This is a genomic window from Luteimonas sp. 9C (assembly GCF_902506295.1).
Classification (GTDB): Bacteria; Pseudomonadota; Gammaproteobacteria; order Xanthomonadales; family Xanthomonadaceae; genus Luteimonas.
The window spans coordinates 2621269-2638597 of the sequence record NZ_LR733312.1; the positions used below are offsets into that span (position 1 = coordinate 2621269).

Here is a 17329-nt window from a genome sequence, read left to right on the forward strand (position 1 = left end):
GACAGGTCGCCCCCACCCAACCCTCCCCCGTGGACGGGGGAGGGCTTTCGATCTCGTGAAGCGCGGACCACTCTGCTCAAAAAAAACGGCGACATCACTGTCGCCGCTTTCAAATTACATCATTGCAGACGATGCCTTACGGCGCGCCACCCGCTTCGCTGCGCATCTGGTCGCGCGCGGCCTTGAAGGGGTTGCCTTCGTACCAGTTCGGCCACTGGCCGTCGTCGGCCAGCGTGCGGCCCACGCCGTACAGCGCTTCGAGATCCTGCACAACACCGTCGAGGTTCCAGTCCGGGTTGTAAGTGTCGCTGGGCTGGTGGTAACGCGTGGCGTAGTCGTCGGTCGCAGCCTTGCCCGCGGCTGCGCCGCCGTCGACCAGATCGTTGCCGCCCTTCGCATACAGCGCCGGCACACCGGCCTTGGCGAAGTTGAAGTGATCGGAGCGGAAGTAGAAGCCGCCGGCCGTATTGCCTTCTTCCACCAGCGTGCGGTTCTGCTGGTCGGCATAGGTCTTGAGGATGTCCTCGAGTTCCGAGTTGCCCATGCCGGTGACGACGAAGTCACGCGACGGACCGGCGACGCTCATCGCATCGAGATTGATCACGCCGACCGTCTGCGCCAGACCCATGCTCGGCTGCGCCACGTAGTACTTGCTGCCCAGCAGACCCGACTCTTCGAGCGTGACGGCCAGGAACACCAGCGAGCGCTTCGGCTTGGGTTCGGCGGTGGCGAACTTCTCGGCGATCTCGATGATGCCGGCCACGCCGGTCGCGTTGTCGATCGCACCGTTGTAGATCGTGTCGCCTTCGCCCTCGTGCTTGCCGAGGTGATCCCAGTGCGCGAGATAGAGGATCGACTCGTCCGGCGCTTCGGTGCCCGGCAGGATGCCGACCACGTTGCGCGAGCTCTTCTCGGCGATCGTGCTCTTGAGATCGAAGCCGACCGTCGCGTTGAGCGGCACCGGCTTGAAGCCGCGCGTGTTGGCGGCCTTGATCTGCTCGTCGAGGTCGAGACCGGCGTCGGCGAACAGCTGCTTCGCGACGTCGCCGGTGATCCAGCCCTGCGCCGGCAGGCGCGGTTCCGGATCGTCCTCCGCGCGCAGGTCGAATTGCGCGCCCGACCAGGAGTTCTTCACCACGTCCCAGCCGTACGAGGCGCCCGGCGTGTCGTGGATGATCAGCGCCGCCACCGCGCCCTTGCGCGCGGCTTCCTCGAACTTGTACGTCCAGCGACCGTAGTAGGTCATCTTCTCGCCGTCGAACAGCGTCGCGTCGTTGGCGTGGAAGCCCGGGTCGTTGACCAGCATGACGACGGTCTTGCCCTTGAGATCGAGGCCGGCGTAGTCGTTCCAGTTCTGCTCGGGCGCATCGACGCCGTAACCGACGAACACCAGTTCGCTGTCGACGACGTTGATCTCGGGCTGGCCGGTGCGCGTGCCGATCACCATCTCGTCGCCGAATTTCAGCTCACGCGCGCCGGCGTCGTTGCGCAAGCGCAGCACGGTCGACGGATCGGCGGTGGTCTCGACCATCGGCACCGTCTGGTACCAGTCGTTGTTGTCGCCGCCCGGCTGCAGGCCGATGCGCTCGAACTGGGCCTTGATGTATTCGACCGTCTTGTCCTCGCCGGCGGTCCCGGGCGCGCGTCCTTCGAATTCATCGGACGCCAGCATGCGCACCATTTCGTCGAAATCGCCGGTGGTGATGTCGGGCGAGAACGTGTGGGCGGCCTGGGCATCGGGCGGCGTGGCAGCATCCGGCGTGGCGGTCTTGTCGCTACACGCGGCGAGCACCAGCGCAGCCGGCAGTGCCAGCAGCAGAAGGGGTTTGCGCATCCTGGAGTCTCCGGAAAATCGTGGAGGCCGCACTATACGTGCGTTCAGGAGGCGACGCCTTCGGGCGGTTTCCTGCTGTGGGTTTTGCGCCCCTTTCCCCTTTGGTTGCGTCGGCACACCTGTGAGCCATCGGCCCGCGTGCCGACGAACGTCCTGTCGCCAGTGCGAGGGCTGGGCGCGAGGCGAAGGCTGGGGTGAGGGCGCGCTTCGAGCGCCTTGCGTCGAACTCAGCCCGCACCCGAAGCGCGACGCACGTCGACCCCCGGGTCACGCCCGGGGCAGGCGCTCTCCCCGGGGAGACCTGCGTGATGCCTGTGCTGCGCGCGTTCCGCGAGTTCGCCCGAGAGCGCGATGTGCAGTACGACACGCAGCCCACAGATCACGCTGTGTGCTTACTCCTGCGGCGCCCGCGCCGTGTCGTAGGGCACCGCCGTCGCGCCGCTGATCGCGCCGGTCTTAGCGCTCGTGTGGACGTACAGGGTGACCTCGCGCTTGAACTCCAGCGGGCCGTCGACCACTGCGTCCGGGCCGATGATCACGCGCGGGTTGCGGCGGCTGATCGTCACCGGAAACCAGCTCGACGACGGCTTGTCGATCGCCAGCTTGCCGCGCACGCGCGAGCCGGCGCCGATGGTGACGTCGCCGTTGACGGTCTTCACGTCGCCGGTGACCTCGGTGCCGACCATGCCGATCGCCCCGTTGACCGTGCTCACGTTGCCGTCGACGCGGCCGCCGCGGTCCACGAACACGCCGCCACTGACGCTTTCGACGTTGCCGCCGAGTTGCGCATCGGTGCCGACGCGGATGCCGCCATTGACCGTGGTCAGCGATTTCGCCTGCGCGCGCGCACCGATCTGGATGCCGCCGTTGACGGTTTCCATGTCCTCGACCTGGATGCCGTCGCCTGCGCGAATACCGCCGTTGACGGTTTCCACGTCGCGCGTCCTGGCGCCGTCGCCGATGCGGATGCCGCCGTTGACCGTGCTCAGGTCGCGATAGGTCTGGCCGGCCTCGGCCTCGACGCCCCCGTTGACCTTGGAGATGTCCTCCTGCGCGAACGCGGCGCCGGTGGCCAGCGCAAGGGCGGCGGCGAGCAGCAGGGGAGCGGAGCGGTGGCGCGCAGGGGCAAGGGACATGGCCGTGACCTCGTGAATGGAAGGGCGGGCCGGAACCCGTCGACAGGTAGCTTGCCCCCGCTTCGCTACAATCGCATCTGTCTTTGGTCACTGGGTCGATCGTCGTGCCGCACGCCGCCAGCTCTCCCCGTCCGCGCCCCGTCGTCCTGCTGATCCTCGATGGCTGGGGGCACCGCGACGACCCGCGCGACAACGCCCTGGCGATCGCCGAGCTCCCCAACTGGCGCCGCCTGCTGGCCGAGCACCCGACCACGCTGATCCATACCGAAGGCCGCCACGTCGGCCTGCCGGACGGACAGATGGGCAATTCGGAAGTCGGCCACATGAACATCGGCGCCGGCCGCATCGTCTACCAGGACCTGACCCGCATCGACGCGGCGATCGAGGACGGCAGCTTCTTCGACAATGCCGAACTGCTGGCCGCCTGCGACGCGGTACGCGACGGCGGCACATTGCACGTGATGGGTCTGCTGTCGCCCGGCGGCGTGCACAGCCACGAAGCGCATCTGGCCGCGATGCTGGATCTGGCCGCGAAACGCGGCGTCGCCCGTGTCGCCGTGCATGCGTTCACCGACGGCCGCGACATGCCGCCGCGTTCGGCCGAACCCAGCCTGCGCGCGCTGCAGGATCACTGCGCCGCGCTCGGCAACGCGCACGTCGCCAGCGTGTCCGGCCGCTATTACGCGATGGACCGCGACAATCGCTGGGAGCGTGTGCGCCTGGCCTGGGACGCGGTGGTCGATGCGACATCCCCGCACCACGCGCCCGATGCGGTCGCCGCATTGCAGGCCGCGTATGCGCGCGACGAGAACGACGAGTTCGTGCTGCCGACCGTCATCGACGGCGCCACGCCGATGGCCGATGGCGACGCGGTCGTCTTCATGAACTTCCGCGCGGACCGTGCGCGTCAGCTGACGGCCGCGTTCGTCGATCCCGCGTTCGCCGGATTCGAGGCGCGTCGTCCGCAGCTCGCGCGCTTCGTCTGCCTCACCGAATACGACGCGCGCCTGCCGGCGCCGCTCGCGTTCGCGCCCGACACGCTGCCGAACACGCTGGGCGAAGTGCTCGGTGCGCACGGTCTGACCCAGCTGCGCATCGCCGAGACCGAGAAGTACGCGCACGTCACGTTCTTCATGAGCGGCGGTCGCGAGGATCCCTATCCGGGCGAGGACCGCATCCTGGTGCCGAGCCCCAAGGTCGCGACCTACGACCTGCAGCCGGAAATGAGCGCGCCCGAAGTCTGCGACAAGCTCGTGCAGGCCGTGCGCGACCAGCGCTTCGACGTGGTGATCTGCAATTTCGCCAATCCCGACATGGTGGGCCATACCGGCGTGCTGTCCGCCGCGATCAAGGCCGTGGAAACGGTGGACACCGCAGTCGGCGAGATCGTCGCGGCCGTGCGCGCGCAGGGGGGCGAGCTGCTGGTGACCGCCGACCACGGCAACGTCGAGATGATGCGCGACCCGGAAACTGGCGAGCCGCACACCTCGCACACCGTCGGCCCGGTGGATCTGGTCTACGTCGGCAGTCGCGACGTGCCGCTGCGGGGCGGCGGCGCCCTGCGTGATCTCGCGCCGACGATCCTCGATCTGATCGGCGTCGAACAGCCGGCCGAAATGACCGGCCGCAGCCTGCTGCAGGCTGCCGGCTGAACATGTCCCGCAGCCGCGCGCTGCTGCTGGTCGCGCTGCTGGTCGCGACGTTGCCCGTGCTCGACGCCGCGGCGCAGACCAGCCGCGAGACCGAGCGCCGGCTCGAGCGCGTACGCAAGGAGCTGCGTGATGTCGCGGCCGAACGGCGCCGTCTCGAAGGCGAACGCGGCGCTGCGGCGCGCGAGTTGCGCGCGGCCGACGAACAGGTGTCCACGTCGGCGCGCGCGTTGCGCGACACGCGCATCAAGCTCGCCGAAGAACAGATCGCGCTGGAGAAACTGCAGGCGCGCCGGGTCGAACTCGAATCGACGGTGGACGCACGCCGCGCCGAACTCGCCGCGCTGGTGCGCGCCGCCTACACCGTCGGCGACGAAGCCGCGCTCAAGCTGATGCTCGCGCAGGACCGCGTCGCCGATGCCGGCCGACTGCTGACCTATCACCGCTACCTGCAGCAGCAGCGCAGCACGCGCATTTCCGAACTGCGTGCGGAAGCGGCGGAACTCGATGGCATCGAAGCGGCGATCCACGATCGTCGCGCCGCGCTCGAAGCCGCGCAGACCGAGCAGCGCGCGCAGCTGGCCAAGGTGGAAACCGATCGCAGCCAGCGCGCCGAAGCCGTCAAGGGCATCGAGTCGCGCTTCAGTGATCGCAGCGCCCGCGAGAAGGCGCTCGGCCGCGACGCACGCTCGCTCGAACGCGTGCTCAGCCAGCTGCGCGAGGCCGCGCGCCGCGCCGAAGCCGAACGTCGCGCTGCGGCCGCGGCCGCGCGCGAACGCGAAGCGCGTGAGGCCCGGGAAGCGACCGCCGCGGGACGACCGCGTCCGCCGCCGCGCCCGCCCACCCAGGTCGCGCGCACCAATGCACCGCAGGTCGGCGGCCTCGGCTGGCCGGTCAGCGGCAGCCTGCTCACCGCCTACGGCGGCAAGTTGCCCGACGGCCGCAGCAGTACCGGCATCCTGATCGGCGCGCCCGCCGGCACCGCGGTGAAAGCCGTTGCCGACGGCACCGTGGTCTTCGCCGAATGGATGACCGGCTACGGCATGCTGCTGATCGTCGACCACGGCAACGGCTACATGAGCCTCTATGCGCACAACGACGGTCTGCTCAAGAGCGTCGGCAATACCGTGCGTCGCGGCGACACCGTCTCCAGTGTCGGCAGTTCCGGCGGCCAGGGCCGCAGCGGTCTGTACTTCGAGCTGCGCCAGAACGGCGCGCCGGTGAATCCGACGACGTGGTTGCAGCGGCGGTGAGTGCGCATAAGGGCTGGCAACTGTCTGGCCAGCTGGAAGCGCCCTCATCCAACCCTTCTCCCGAAGGGAGAGGGACGAAGTCCCCGGCGCTCCAACTGTACGAGCCCCTCTCCCCCCGGGAGAGGGGTTGGGGTGAGGGTGGTCGCTCAAGATGCACCGTCTCTTGGGCCTACGCGGAAAAACCGCGGTAATTCCCCACGGCGCGATCCCACCTCCCCCGAGCTCACCCACACACGCGCACCGCAACACTGCAGCCGGATCCCCTGGAGTCCGGCGCATGCAGTGCACCTCCGCCCAACTTCAGTTCGCGCGCCACCTCCGCCGCGAATCCACCGACGCCGAACGCCTGCTGTGGTTCCACCTGCGCGACCGGCGTCTCGGAGCGAAGTTCAGACGGCAGCAACCCGTCGGCCCTTTCATCGTCGACTTTCTGAGTGTCGAAGCCGCAGTGATCGTCGAAGTTGACAGCTCCCAGCATCAGGAAGCGGTCGATGCGGACCGTACACGCTTCCTGGAACGTCGTAGCTACCGCGTGTTGCGCTTCTGGAATCACGATGTCCTGGTGCGCACGGAGTCTGTGCTCGAAGTCATCCTCGCGCGCGTCGCCCTCACCCCAACCCCTCTCCCGAAGGGAGAGGGGCTCAAGCTGCGTTGAGCGGCCTTTCGTCGGTCAACTGGGTAGGACAGAACGCTTGCGCAGACGCAAGCCCCTGTCCCACCGGGAGAGGGGTTGAGGCGAGGGTCGCCGACCTCAGCACCTTCTGTTCGTGCGACGTCATGCGCGCACCTCCGAACGAGCCGCCATCCACCCCACCCACAGAACTGAACACCCCCGCCCGTCCTTAACGCATTCACGCACCCTGCCCGCATAATCGATCGACACGCGACCGCGCGTGTCGCCCGCCTTATCCCGGAGTCCTGCATGCGCGTGAGTTCACTGACGCTGGCCCTGTCCCTGCTGTTGTCGCCAGCCGCATTCGCGCAGGACCCGTCGCCCGTCGACGCGCCATCCCGGGCGCCGGGCGATGCCTCGGAACCCACGCCGCCCGAGCCGCCTGCCACCGCGCCGGCCGACGCACCGTCGGTGATGGACGACGCCGAAATCCCGGTCGCCGCCAGCGACGACCCCGACGCCATGGAGCAGGCCTCCAACCGCGTGCCGCTGCAGGAGATCCGCCGCTACGTCGGTGTCTTCAACGCGGTGCGCGAGGCCTATGTCGAGCCCGTCGAGGACCGCAAGCTGATGTCCTCGGCGATCCGCGGCCTCTTGCTCGATCTCGATCCGCACAGCGTCTACATGGAAAAGGACACCGCCGCGGCCTTCGACGAAGGCACGGAAGGCGCGTACGACGGCATCGGCGTCGAGGTGATGTACCTGGGCGACGGCAGCATGCGCGTCATCGCACCGATCGACGGCACGCCCGCCGCCAAGGCCGGCATCCGTGCGGGCGACGTCATCGTCAGCGTGGATGGCCGCACGCTCACGCCCTCCGACAACGACGGCCCCGGCCCGTTGCGCGGTGCGCCCGGCACCTCGGTGATGCTCGGCGTGCTGCGCGACGGCGAAACCGCGCCGCTGGAACTCCGCGTCGACCGCGAGACCATCCGCGTCGTCAGCGTCCGCGGGCGCATGCTCGAGCCCGGCTACGGCTACATCCGCCTCAGCCAGTTCCAGGTGGACACCGCAGCCGATTTCAACCGCATCGTCGGTGAACTGAAGGCGCAGAGTGGCGGCGCGCTGCGCGGCCTGGTGATCGACCTGCGCAGCAATCCGGGCGGTCTGCTGACCTCCGCGGTGCAGATCGCCGACGACCTGCTCGACAGCGGCAAGATCGTCAGCACCCGCGGCCGCATCCCGATCAGCGATGCCGAATTCAGCGCCACCCCGGGCGACCTGCTCGACGGCGCGCCGGTGATCGCGCTCGTCGACGTCGGCTCGGCCAGCGCCTCGGAAGTGCTGGCTGGCGCACTGCGCGACAACAACCGCGCCCGCGTCATCGGCAGCCGCACCTTCGGCAAGGGCTCGGTGCAGACCGTGCTGCCGCTCGACAACGGCGATTCGGTCAAGCTCACCACCGCGCGTTATTACACGCCGAGCGGTCGCTCGATCCAGGCCCGCGGTATCGATCCCGACACCGTGCTGCGTCCCGAGAATGCGCCGGCCGACGACGCGCCGCGCGCTGCGACCGTCTACACCGAGGCCAATCTGCCGGGCCATCTGCAGGGCGACGAGGAAGACGGCTCAACCGGCGGCGAAGCGCTGCCCGGCGACGCGCCGATCAATGCCGCCCTGGCCGAACTGAAGAAGCCTTGGGTGCCGACCGCACAGGTCCCGGTGGCGGACACGACGCCGGCCGATGCGCCGGCGACCGCACCGCCGGCCGCCGGGGCGGCGCCTGCCACAGCGCCGGCTCCCGAAGCAGCGCCGGCGTCGACCGGCGATCCCGCGCCCGAGGCAGACCCTGCCACGCCGGCGGACACGACATCGGATGCGGAAGCGCCTGCAGCAGAGCCGGCACCCGACGCCGCCGAGCCGCCCACGCCCTGATCGGGCCGACGTCCTGTGGCCCCGGACTGTTCCGGGGCGCAGCGACGCGATGATCGCCGTCGTCAGCCCGGGCGCATCACCGGCCACGCGCCGCGCGATGGCGGCGCCTGTGCGGCGCGCAGTGCCGCGGCGAACGCTATGGGAACGGGATTTCCACCGCGACAGGTCATCGACCGCGGGATCACACCGCGTCGAACATCGCAGAAATGGTGCGCCTGGAGGGATTCGAACCCCCGACCAATGGCTTCGGAAGCCACTACTCTATCCGGCTGAGCTACAGGCGCATCGTCCACGCCGAGCCGGAACAACGGGCAGGGCGGTCGCGCATTGTAGCGAAAAGTGCGCGTGTGCAGAGCGCTCACACTGGATCCGGGCAGCAGCGTTGTCATACCGGTCGGCGAGCCGAGGCAGGGCGCGGGATCCGCACCGGCCAGTCCGAAGGCACAGCCCTCGCCGCCGTACGCCGGATCAATCTGCGCCGAACAGGTCCCGGGTGTAGACCCGGTCCGCGACATCGCGAAGATCTTCGGTCATCCGGTTGGCCAGAATCAGATCGGCCTGCTGCTTGAACGCGACGAGATCGTCGACGACACGGGAGCGGAAGAAATCCGGCGCGTCGAGGACGGGCTCGTACACGATCACCTCGATGCCCTTGGCCTTGATCCGTTTCATCACGCCCTGGATGGCGGACGCACGGAAGTTGTCGCTGCCGGCCTTCATCACGAGGCGATAAATGCCGACGACCTTCGGATTGCGGCGCACGATGTCGGCGGCGATGAAATCCTTGCGTGTCGTGTTCGCCGACACGATGGCCTGGATCAGGTTCTGCGGCACCGCATCGTAGTTCGCGAGCAGCTGGCGCGAATCCTTCGGCAGGCAGTACCCGCCATAGCCGAACGAGGGATTGTTGTAATGGTCGCCGATCCGTGGATCGAGGCAGACACCTTCGATGATCTGGCGCGTGTCGAGGCCGTGCGTGCAGGCGTAGCTGTCGAGCTCGTTGAAGTACGCCACGCGCATCGCGAGATACGTGTTCGCGAAGAGCTTGATCGCCTCGGCTTCCGTCGATCCGGTGAACAGCACCGGTACGTCGGGACTGCGCGCGCCTTCGCACAGCAGTGCGGCGAATCGTGCGGCGCGTTCCGACTGTTCGCCGACCACGATCCGGCTCGGATACAGGTTGTCGTGCAGAGCGCGACCTTCGCGCAGGAACTCGGGCGAAAAGATGATCCTGTCCGTGCCGAACATCGCGCGCACGCGCATGGTGTAGCCGACGGGCACCGTCGACTTGATGATCATCGTGGCGTGCGGCTCGATCGCCAGCACGTTGGCGATCACCGCTTCGACGGAACGTGTATTGAAGGTGTTGGTCGCCGGGTCGTAGTCGGTCGGCGTGGCGATGACCACGTAGGCCGCCCCGACGAATGCCTCCGCGGGAGTCAGCGTCGCTCTGAAGTCGAGTTCGGGCCGCGCGAGGTAGGTCCGGATTTCCGCGTCGTCGATCGGCGATTCGCGCCGGTTAAGCGCGGCCACCCGCTCGGCATCGATGTCCAGCGCGACCACGGTGTGGTGCTGCGCCAGCAGCAGCGCGTTGGAGAGGCCCACATAGCCGGTGCCGGCGATGGCGATGCGCATGCGCGTGTCCGGCGGGAGCTCGCGGCGATGCTAGTGCGGCAATGTGTCGGCTTCGCGACGCATACCGCAAGGGGACCGCGTGGCATCGGGTGGCCGCGACGCGCTGGTATCCTGCTGCCGCCATGCACGATTACGAACGTTTCGCCGAACCCGCCGTGCCACGCTGGCGCGAGCGCCTGCGGCAGTACTGGGCGCTGGTGCGCGGGGATCGGCCGATCGGCTGGCTGTTGTTGCTGTGGCCGACGTGGTGGGCGTTGTGGATCGCGGCCGAAGGCGTGCCGCCGCTGTGGACGCTGTGCGTGTTCAGTGCCGGTGTCTGGCTGACGCGCTCGGCCGGGTGCGTGATCAACGACTACGCCGACCGCTGGCTGGATCCGCATGTCGAACGCACCAAGGACCGGCCATTGGCCAGCGGCGCGGTGCGGGGGCGCGAGGCGCTGCTGCTGTTCGCGGCGCTGATGCTCGTGGCGTTCGCCCTGGTGCTGACGATGAACCGGTTGACCATCGCGATGAGCGTCGTCGGTGTCCTGCTCGCCGCGAGCTATCCCTATCTCAAGCGCCACACCTATCTGCCGCAGGTGTATCTGGGCCTCGCGTTCGGCTGGGCCATCCCGATGGCGTTCGCGGCCGTGCAGGGCACGGTGCCGCCGATCGGCTGGGTGCTGTTCGTCGCCAACATCTTCTGGACCACCGGCTACGACACCTGGTACGCGATGGTCGACCGCGAGGACGACATCCGCGCCGGTTCGAAGTCGACGGCGATCCTGTTCGGCGATCTGGATCTCGTCGCCCAGGGCGTGCTCTATGCACTCGCATTCGCGGCGCTCGCGCTGGTGGGGCGCGAAGCGGGGCTGGGGCCGAATTACTGGCTCGGCCTTGCGCTCGCCGCACTGCTCGTCATCTGGGAATTCGTGGTCGCCCGCCACCGCGAGCGCGAGGCCTGCTTCCGGGTGTTCCTGCACAACCACTGGGTCGGCATGACGATCTTCGCCGGCATCGCCGCGCACTATGCGCTGCCCCCGGTGACCGCGCTGGCGGGCTGACCGCCAGCGGGCGCGGGGCCGAACCCGGCGTCATCTCACCCGCGCGCAGACCCACGCATCGACACGACCAACGCCCGCGCGCCGCAGCGCCTGCGCGGCGGCGTGCAGCGTGGCGCCGGTGGTCATGACGTCGTCGATCAACACCACGTGCGCGGGCACCTCGGACGGGCATCGCACGGCGAACGCGTGGCGGACGTTGCGCCGCCGCGCCTTCGCATCGAGTCGCGACTGCGGCGCGGTCGGGCGCACCCGGTGCAGCAGGTCGCCGCGCAGCGGCAGCGCATGGTGGCGGGCCAGCAGGCGGGCCAGTTCCAGCGCCTGGTCGTACCCGCGCGCGCGCAGTCGCGCGAGATGCAACGGCACCGGCACCAGGGCCACGGGCCGCGCCGCCGCGACGGTCGCACGCGCGAGGCACGCGCCGAGCAGGGCGCCGGCGGCGAGATCGCGATGGAACTTGAAGCGCGGCAGCAGCCGGTCGACGGGGAACCCGTAATCGAACGCGGCGATCACCGTGTCCAGCGGTGGCGGGCGCCGCAGGCAGGCACCGCAGACCGGGTCGCCTGTCGGCAGCGGTTGCGCGCAGCGTCTGCAGGCGTGCGGCATCCAGGGCAGGGCCGCGGTGCAGGCCGGACACAGGTCCAGGCCGCCCGCGCCCGGCTCGCGGCACACCAGGCATCGCCCGGGAAGGGCGCCGCGCAGCAGGGTCTGGAGCCATCGCCGCCAGGTGCCGTCAACCGCTGGGGCTGGAATCTGGTTGACAGCATCGGGCATGCTTTCCAGACTGCCGGGCTTGTCCCGCCGTCACCGTCGGTAGATCGCCATGTCCGTTGTCAGCCACGCCCGCGAAGCCGCCGGCCAGCCCACTCCTCTTCGTCACGACTGGTCGCGCAGCGAAATCGAAGCGCTGTTCGCGCTGCCGATGCCCGAATTGCTGTTCCGCGCGGCCAGCGTGCATCGCCAGCATTTCGATCCGGCCGAAGTCCAGGTCAGCACGCTGCTGTCCGTGAAGACCGGCGGTTGCCCGGAAGACTGCAGCTACTGCCCGCAGGCGCAGCGCTACCACACCGGTGTAGAGGCGACGAAGCTGATGGAGACCGATGCGGTGCTGGAGAAGGCCCGCCAGGCCAAGGCCGCCGGCGCCACGCGCTTCTGCATGGGCGCCGCCTGGCGATCGCCGAAAGATCGCGATGTGCCGAAGGTCGCGGCGATGATCCGCGAGGTCAAGGCGTTGGGGCTGGAGACCTGCGCCACGCTCGGCATGCTGACCGGCGACCAGGCGCGCGCGCTGAAGGACGCGGGCCTCGACTACTACAACCACAACCTGGACACCGATCCCGAGTTCTACGATTCGATCATCCAGACCCGCGAGATCCAGGACCGCCTGACCACGCTGGAACACGTGCGCGACGCGGGGCTCAAGACCTGCTGCGGCGGCATCGTCGGCATGGGCGAGACCGGGCGCCAGCGCGCCGGACTGCTGCGCACGCTCGCGAATCTGCCCTCGCATCCGGATTCGGTGCCGATCAACCGCCTGGTCCAGGTCGAAGGCACGCCGCTGCACGGCACCGAGGAGATCGATCCGTTCGATTTCGTCCGCACGATCGCGGTCGCGCGCATCCTGATGCCGCGTTCGATGGTGCGCCTGTCGGCCGGTCGTCAGGACATGAGCGACGAGCTGCAGGCGATGTGCTTCCTCGCCGGCGCCAACTCGATCTTCTACGGCGAGCAGCTGCTGACGACCGGTAATCCGGACACCGAGCGCGACATGGCACTGTTCGCGCGCCTGGGCCTGCGGCCGATGCAGGTGCACGTGGATGCCGAGCACCACGATCACCCCGGTACGGCCCACGTCGACATCATCGAGCTGCCGCAGCACCCGCGGAGCTTCGCTGCATGATCCCGTGGTTCGCCTGGGCCTATCTGGTGCTGCTGGCGCTGGTGGGTCTGAGCGGATTCGCGCTGACCGTGCGCGACGGGCAGTCGAAGCTGCTGGCGATCGCGCGGTTGGCCGCGGTCGGCGTGCTGATGTGGGGCGTCGTGCTGTTCTTCCGTGACCGCGGCGCGCATCTGCTGTTCGCCGGGGCGCTGTTCGTCGCGGTGCTGCTGCTCGCGCACAAGAGCGTGTCCGATGCACAGGACGCCGCGCGCATACAGCTCGACCGCTCGGCCCGCATCGGCGTGGCCATCAATGGTCTCGTCGTATTGCCCGCGATCGCGATGGGCGCACTGGCGATCTGGTCCGGCCGTGGCGCCTGAGCGGCCCGATCTGCGCGCGCGGGCAAGGGACGCGTGCGAGGCCCGCACGCAGGCGCAGGCGCGTCGCGTGCGGCGCACGGTCGCGCGCCGCGACGGCGTGCGTTGCGAGGTCGTCGACGGCGCGGGTTCCGGCCGCTGGCTGCTAAATTTCTGCGGCAACGACTATCTCGGTCTGGCCTCGCACTTCCAGGTCTCCGGTGCGCTGCAGGACGCGGCCGCCCTGCACGGTGCCGGCAGCGGCGGCTCGCATCTGGTCAGTGGCCACCACGCCCTGCATGACGCGCTGGAGCGCGAGATCGCCGACTGGCTGCAGGTGCCGGCGGCGTTGCTGTTCGGCAGCGGATTCACCGCGAATCTCGCGGTGCTGCAGGGCCTGCTCGGCGACGGCGACGCCTGCGTGCAGGACCGCTTGAATCACGCCAGCCTGATCGATGCCGCGCGGCTCGCCGGCTGTCGCCTGCGCCGCTATCCGCATGCCGATGCGCAGGGTGCATTGCGCCAGCTGCGCACCCTGCCCGAGGGCGCCGCGATCCTCGCGACCGATGGCGTCTTCAGCATGGACGGCGATGTCGCGCCGCTGCGCGAACTGGCGATCGTTGCGCGCGTGCAGCAGGCGCTGCTGTACGTCGACGACGCGCATGGCGTGGGCGTGCTGGGACCGGACGGGCGCGGCAGTGTCGCCGACGCGCGGCTCGGCATCGACGCGGTGCCGTTGCAGCTGGTCACGCTGGGCAAGGCACTCGGCGGCTGTGGTGCGGTGCTGGCGGGCGATGCCGACCTCATTGGCCATCTCGCCGAGACGGCGCGTCCCTACATCTACACGACCGCGCTGCCGCCCGCGGTGGCGGGCGCCGCGCTGGCCGCCGTGCGGATCGCGCGTCAGGAGCACTGGCGTCGCGAACGGCTGGCCGCCCTGGTGCAGCGCTTCCGCCTGCGCGCGCGGCAGCGCGGCCTCGAGCTGATGCCGTCCGATACGCCGATCCAGCCGCTGCGCTGCGGCGACAACGTCACGGCGCTGGCGATGTCGCGCGCACTGGACGCGGCGGGTTTCTGGGTTGCCGCCATCCGCCCGCCGACCGTGCCCGAGGGCCAGGCGCGCCTGCGTGTGACGCTCAGCGCTGCGCATGCCGACCACGATGTCGATGCACTCGTCGATGCACTGGCCGCTGCGCGCGATGTCCATGCGCCCGGCGCCCATGCGCTGCACACCGACACTGCCGCAGCCGTCCCCACGCCATGACCGATCCGCAGCACGACGCCCGCCGCGCCCTGCTCGCGGTCGGGATCGCACTCGCCTCCGCGTTGTTCTTCACCCTGACCTACGTGCTGAATCGCGCGAGCGCGAGCGGCGGTGGGCACTGGGCCTGGACGGCGTGCCTGCGCTACTTCATCACCCTGCCGCTGCTGCTGCCATTGATGCCCTTCCAGGGCGGAGCGGGGCCGGTGCTGCGCGCGATCGCCGCACATCCCTGGGCGTGGCTGCGCTGCAGTGCGATCGGCTTCCTGCTGTTCTATTGCGCGCTGTCGTTCGCGGCATCGAGCGGGCCAGCGTGGCTGGTCGCCGGCAGTTTCCAGTTCACGGTGATCGCCGGCATGTTGTGCGCGCCGTTGCTGTACCGCGATGCGCGCCGGCGCGTACCACCCGCCGCGCTGGGCATCGCCGCAGCCATCCTCGTGGGCGTGCTGCTGATGCAGTTCGGCCACGGTGGGCCTAGTCTCGATCGCGTGGGGTGGATCGCGCTGCTGTGCGTGCTGACCGCGGCGGTCGCGTATCCGCTCGGCAATCGCCTGCTGCTGCTGCACCTGGAGCGCACCGGCGAAGACCTCAATGCGACCCAACGTGTGTTCGGACTCACGCTCGCCAGCCAGCCGTTGTGGCTGCTGGTCGCAGCGTTCGCGTACGCCGAGGCCGGCACCCCGGCGATGCCCCAGGTGTGGCTGGTGGCCGGCGTGGCGCTGAGCGCGGGCGTGATCGCGACCATCCTGTTCTTCCAGGCCACCGGCATGGTTCGCAATCACCCCGCTGCGCTGGGCGCCGCCGAAGCGATGCAGGCGGCCGAGCTGCTGTTCGCGGCATTGCTCGGGGCGCTGTTCCTGCAGGAGGCGTGGCCGCAGGGCCGCGCGTTGATCGGTGCGGTCGTGGTGACGCTCGGCATCGTGGCGTTCGCGATCGCCGTTGCACGCCCCGCGGCCGGTAGCGCGCGTCGTACACAAGCCTTGCGTGGAGACAAGGGCGCATGAACACATTGGACAATCCGCACGGCCTGCACATCGAAGTGACGGGCGAGGGCGCGCCTCTGGTGCTGCTGCATGGCTGGGCGATGCACGGCGGCGTGTTCGCACCGTTGGTCGAACGCCTGCGCGCGCAGCGCACGCTGTACCTGGTCGACCTGCCGGGCCACGGACTGAGCCGCGACAGCACCTTGCCGCTGGCGATCGATCCCGTCGTCGATGCGCTGGTCGATGTCCTGCCGACCGCGCCGTGGCTCGGCTGGTCGCTCGGTGGCCTGATGGCATTGCAGGCCGCAGCGCTGCATCCCGATCGCGTACCCGCGCTGGTCATGCTGTGCGCCAGCCCGCGTTTCGTACGCGGCAGCGACTGGACGCATGGGATGTCGCCGGAGATCTTCCGCGATTTCGCGAAAGGCCTGCGCAGCGATTACCGCGGCACGCTGGACCGCTTCATCGCGCTGGAAGCCTTCGGCTCCGATGATGCGCGCGGTGAATTGCGCGCGCTCCGCGCGGAAGTGTTCGCGCGCGGCGAGCCGGCTGCGCACGTGCTGGCCGATGGTCTGGGGCTGCTGGAGACATCCGATCTGCGCGCGCACCTGCCGGCGCTGTCGGTCCCCAGTCTGTGGATGTCCGGCCGTCGTGACAGGCTCGTCGATCCGCGTGCGATGGAGGCCGCGGCCGCGCGCGTGCCCGGCGCCGTCGCCCACACCGTGGCGCACGCCGGCCACGCGCCATTCCTGACCCACGCCGACGCGGTCGCCGCGCGGCTGCTCGAGTTCCTCAACGCACCATGAAACCGATCTTCGATCCCCGCCAGGTCCGCCGCGCGTTCTCGCGCGCATCGACGAGCTACGCCGGCGCCGCCGCCCTGCAGCGCGGCGTGGAAGCGCAGCTGCTCGAATCGCTGGAGTATCTCGACGACCGCGTGCCGGGCGTCGTGCTCGATGTCGGCAGTGGCCCGGCGCATGCAGCGCTCGCCATGCGGCAGCGCTGGCCGAAGTCGCGCATTGTCGCAGTCGATCTCTCGCTGTCGATGCTGCAGCAGGCGCCGGTACGCACCGGTTGGCGCGATCGTCTCGGCCTGCAGAAGCCGGTCGATCGCGTGTGCGCCGATCTGCGCTTGCTCCCCTTTGCCGACAACAGCGTCGACGTGCTGTTCTCCAATCTGTGCCTGCAGTGGGTCGAGGATCTGCCGGCCGCGTTCGCGGGCTTCCGCCGCGTGCTCAAGCCCGATGGCTTGCTGCTGGTGTCGACTTTCGGTCCGCAGACGCTGATCGAACTGCGCGAATCCTTCGGCGTCGCCGACGCTATCGCGCACGTCAGCCCGTTCGCCTCGATCGCCGAGTTCGGCGATGCGCTGATGCGCGCCGGCTTCCGCAATCCGGTGCTCGACCGCGATGTCGCCGTGCACTGGCATCCGGACATGACCGCACTGATGCGCGAGCAACGCGCGATCGGCGCGACCAATGCACGCGCCGATCGCCGGCGCGCACTCACCGGTCGCACGCGCTTCGCCGCCGCTGCCGCGCACTACGAGCAGTTCCGCACGCCCGAAGGCCTCCCGGCCAGCTGGGAATGGATCACCGCGATGGCCTGGTCACCACCGCACGGCGCACCGATCCGCGAAGGCGCGGAAGAGCTGGCGCGCTTCGATGCGGGCTCGATTCCGGTGCGGCGCCGCAAGACGGATTGAACACAGCGGCGGCGATCGCCCCTGCACATAGGCAATCCCGTCGATCGGTG

General features: G+C 69.4%; 15 protein-coding genes and 1 tRNA gene. 11 read left to right on the forward strand and 5 right to left on the reverse strand.

The annotated features are described in order from the left end of the window. Positions 1-136: 136 nt before the first annotated feature. Both CURTO8I2_RS11995 and CURTO8I2_RS12000 read right to left on the reverse strand, forming a co-directional pair. Positions 137-1834 (reverse strand): M28 family metallopeptidase, encoded by a 1698-nt coding sequence (locus CURTO8I2_RS11995; RefSeq protein WP_159681294.1) that lies wholly within the window; start codon positions 1832-1834, stop codon positions 137-139. A 392-nt stretch (positions 1835-2226) separates the two neighbouring features. Next, complete coding sequence (locus tag CURTO8I2_RS12000; RefSeq protein ID WP_159681295.1) at positions 2227-2970, reverse strand: hypothetical protein; 744 nt, start codon at positions 2968-2970, stop codon at positions 2227-2229. Positions 2971-3074: 104 nt separating this feature from the next. Here CURTO8I2_RS12000 and gpmI point away from each other — a divergent pair, with 104 nt between their 5' ends. The 4 genes from gpmI (at position 3075) to CURTO8I2_RS12020 (ending at position 8420) form a co-directional block, all read left to right on the forward strand. Then, positions 3075-4622, forward strand: coding sequence for a 2,3-bisphosphoglycerate-independent phosphoglycerate mutase (gpmI, locus tag CURTO8I2_RS12005; protein WP_159681296.1), 1548 nt, complete (start codon positions 3075-3077; stop codon positions 4620-4622). A 2-nt stretch (positions 4623-4624) separates the two neighbouring features. After that, a complete protein-coding gene (locus CURTO8I2_RS12010) occupies positions 4625-5872 on the forward strand; it encodes a peptidoglycan DD-metalloendopeptidase family protein (RefSeq protein ID WP_159681297.1) in 1248 nt (415 codons plus the stop codon). Between the two features lie 277 nt (positions 5873-6149). Further along, a complete protein-coding gene (locus CURTO8I2_RS12015) occupies positions 6150-6527 on the forward strand; it encodes a DUF559 domain-containing protein (RefSeq protein WP_159681298.1) in 378 nt (125 codons plus the stop codon). Between the two features lie 267 nt (positions 6528-6794). Then, positions 6795-8420 (forward strand): S41 family peptidase, encoded by a 1626-nt coding sequence (locus tag CURTO8I2_RS12020; RefSeq protein ID WP_159681299.1) that lies wholly within the window; start codon positions 6795-6797, stop codon positions 8418-8420. A 207-nt stretch (positions 8421-8627) separates the two neighbouring features. Here CURTO8I2_RS12020 and CURTO8I2_RS12025 read toward each other — a convergent pair. Both CURTO8I2_RS12025 and CURTO8I2_RS12030 read right to left on the reverse strand, forming a co-directional pair. Continuing rightward, positions 8628-8704: transfer RNA gene (locus tag CURTO8I2_RS12025), tRNA-Arg, on the reverse strand. 184 nt (positions 8705-8888) lie between these two features. Next, positions 8889-10055 carry a nucleotide sugar dehydrogenase gene (locus CURTO8I2_RS12030; protein ID WP_159681300.1) on the reverse strand — a complete coding sequence of 389 codons (1167 nt, stop codon included), beginning with the start codon at positions 10053-10055 and terminating at the stop codon, positions 8889-8891. A gap of 122 nt (positions 10056-10177) precedes the next feature. Here CURTO8I2_RS12030 and ubiA point away from each other — a divergent pair, with 122 nt between their 5' ends. Further along, positions 10178-11098, forward strand: coding sequence for a 4-hydroxybenzoate octaprenyltransferase (ubiA, locus tag CURTO8I2_RS12035; protein WP_159681301.1), 921 nt, complete (start codon positions 10178-10180; stop codon positions 11096-11098). Positions 11099-11128: 30 nt separating this feature from the next. On the opposite strand, the gene CURTO8I2_RS12040 is transcribed toward ubiA, so the two are convergent. Further along, positions 11129-11869, reverse strand: a complete 741-nt coding sequence (locus CURTO8I2_RS12040) for a ComF family protein (RefSeq protein ID WP_159681302.1) — start codon at positions 11867-11869, stop codon at positions 11129-11131. 49 nt (positions 11870-11918) lie between these two features. Between CURTO8I2_RS12040 and bioB the strand changes: the two genes are divergently transcribed. The 6 genes from bioB to bioC are packed head-to-tail and all read left to right on the forward strand — an operon-like array spanning position 11919 to position 17279. Beyond that, entirely contained in the window at positions 11919-12995 is a 1077-nt protein-coding gene (gene bioB / locus CURTO8I2_RS12045) for a biotin synthase BioB (RefSeq protein ID WP_159681303.1), read from the forward strand. Continuing rightward, positions 12992-13354, forward strand: a complete 363-nt coding sequence (locus CURTO8I2_RS15470; RefSeq protein WP_159681304.1) for a hypothetical protein — start codon at positions 12992-12994, stop codon at positions 13352-13354. Before bioB ends, CURTO8I2_RS15470 begins: the two co-directional genes overlap by 4 nt. Then, on the forward strand, positions 13287-14594 hold the full coding sequence (bioF, locus tag CURTO8I2_RS12050; RefSeq protein WP_159681305.1) for an 8-amino-7-oxononanoate synthase: 1308 nt from the start codon (positions 13287-13289) through the stop codon (positions 14592-14594). The genes CURTO8I2_RS15470 and bioF overlap by 68 nt, the downstream gene beginning before the upstream one ends. Then, positions 14591-15595 (forward strand): multidrug resistance efflux transporter family protein, encoded by a 1005-nt coding sequence (locus CURTO8I2_RS12055; protein WP_159681306.1) that lies wholly within the window; start codon positions 14591-14593, stop codon positions 15593-15595. The genes bioF and CURTO8I2_RS12055 overlap by 4 nt, the downstream gene beginning before the upstream one ends. Positions 15596-15618: 23 nt before the next feature. Beyond that, positions 15619-16380 carry a pimeloyl-ACP methyl ester esterase BioH gene (gene bioH / locus CURTO8I2_RS12060; RefSeq protein ID WP_159681681.1) on the forward strand — a complete coding sequence of 254 codons (762 nt, stop codon included), beginning with the start codon at positions 15619-15621 and terminating at the stop codon, positions 16378-16380. Next, positions 16377-17279: a malonyl-ACP O-methyltransferase BioC gene (gene bioC / locus CURTO8I2_RS12065; RefSeq protein ID WP_159681307.1), complete on the forward strand. Its 903-nt coding sequence runs from the start codon at positions 16377-16379 to the stop codon at positions 17277-17279. Before bioH ends, bioC begins: the two co-directional genes overlap by 4 nt. Positions 17280-17329 lie beyond the last annotated feature (50 nt).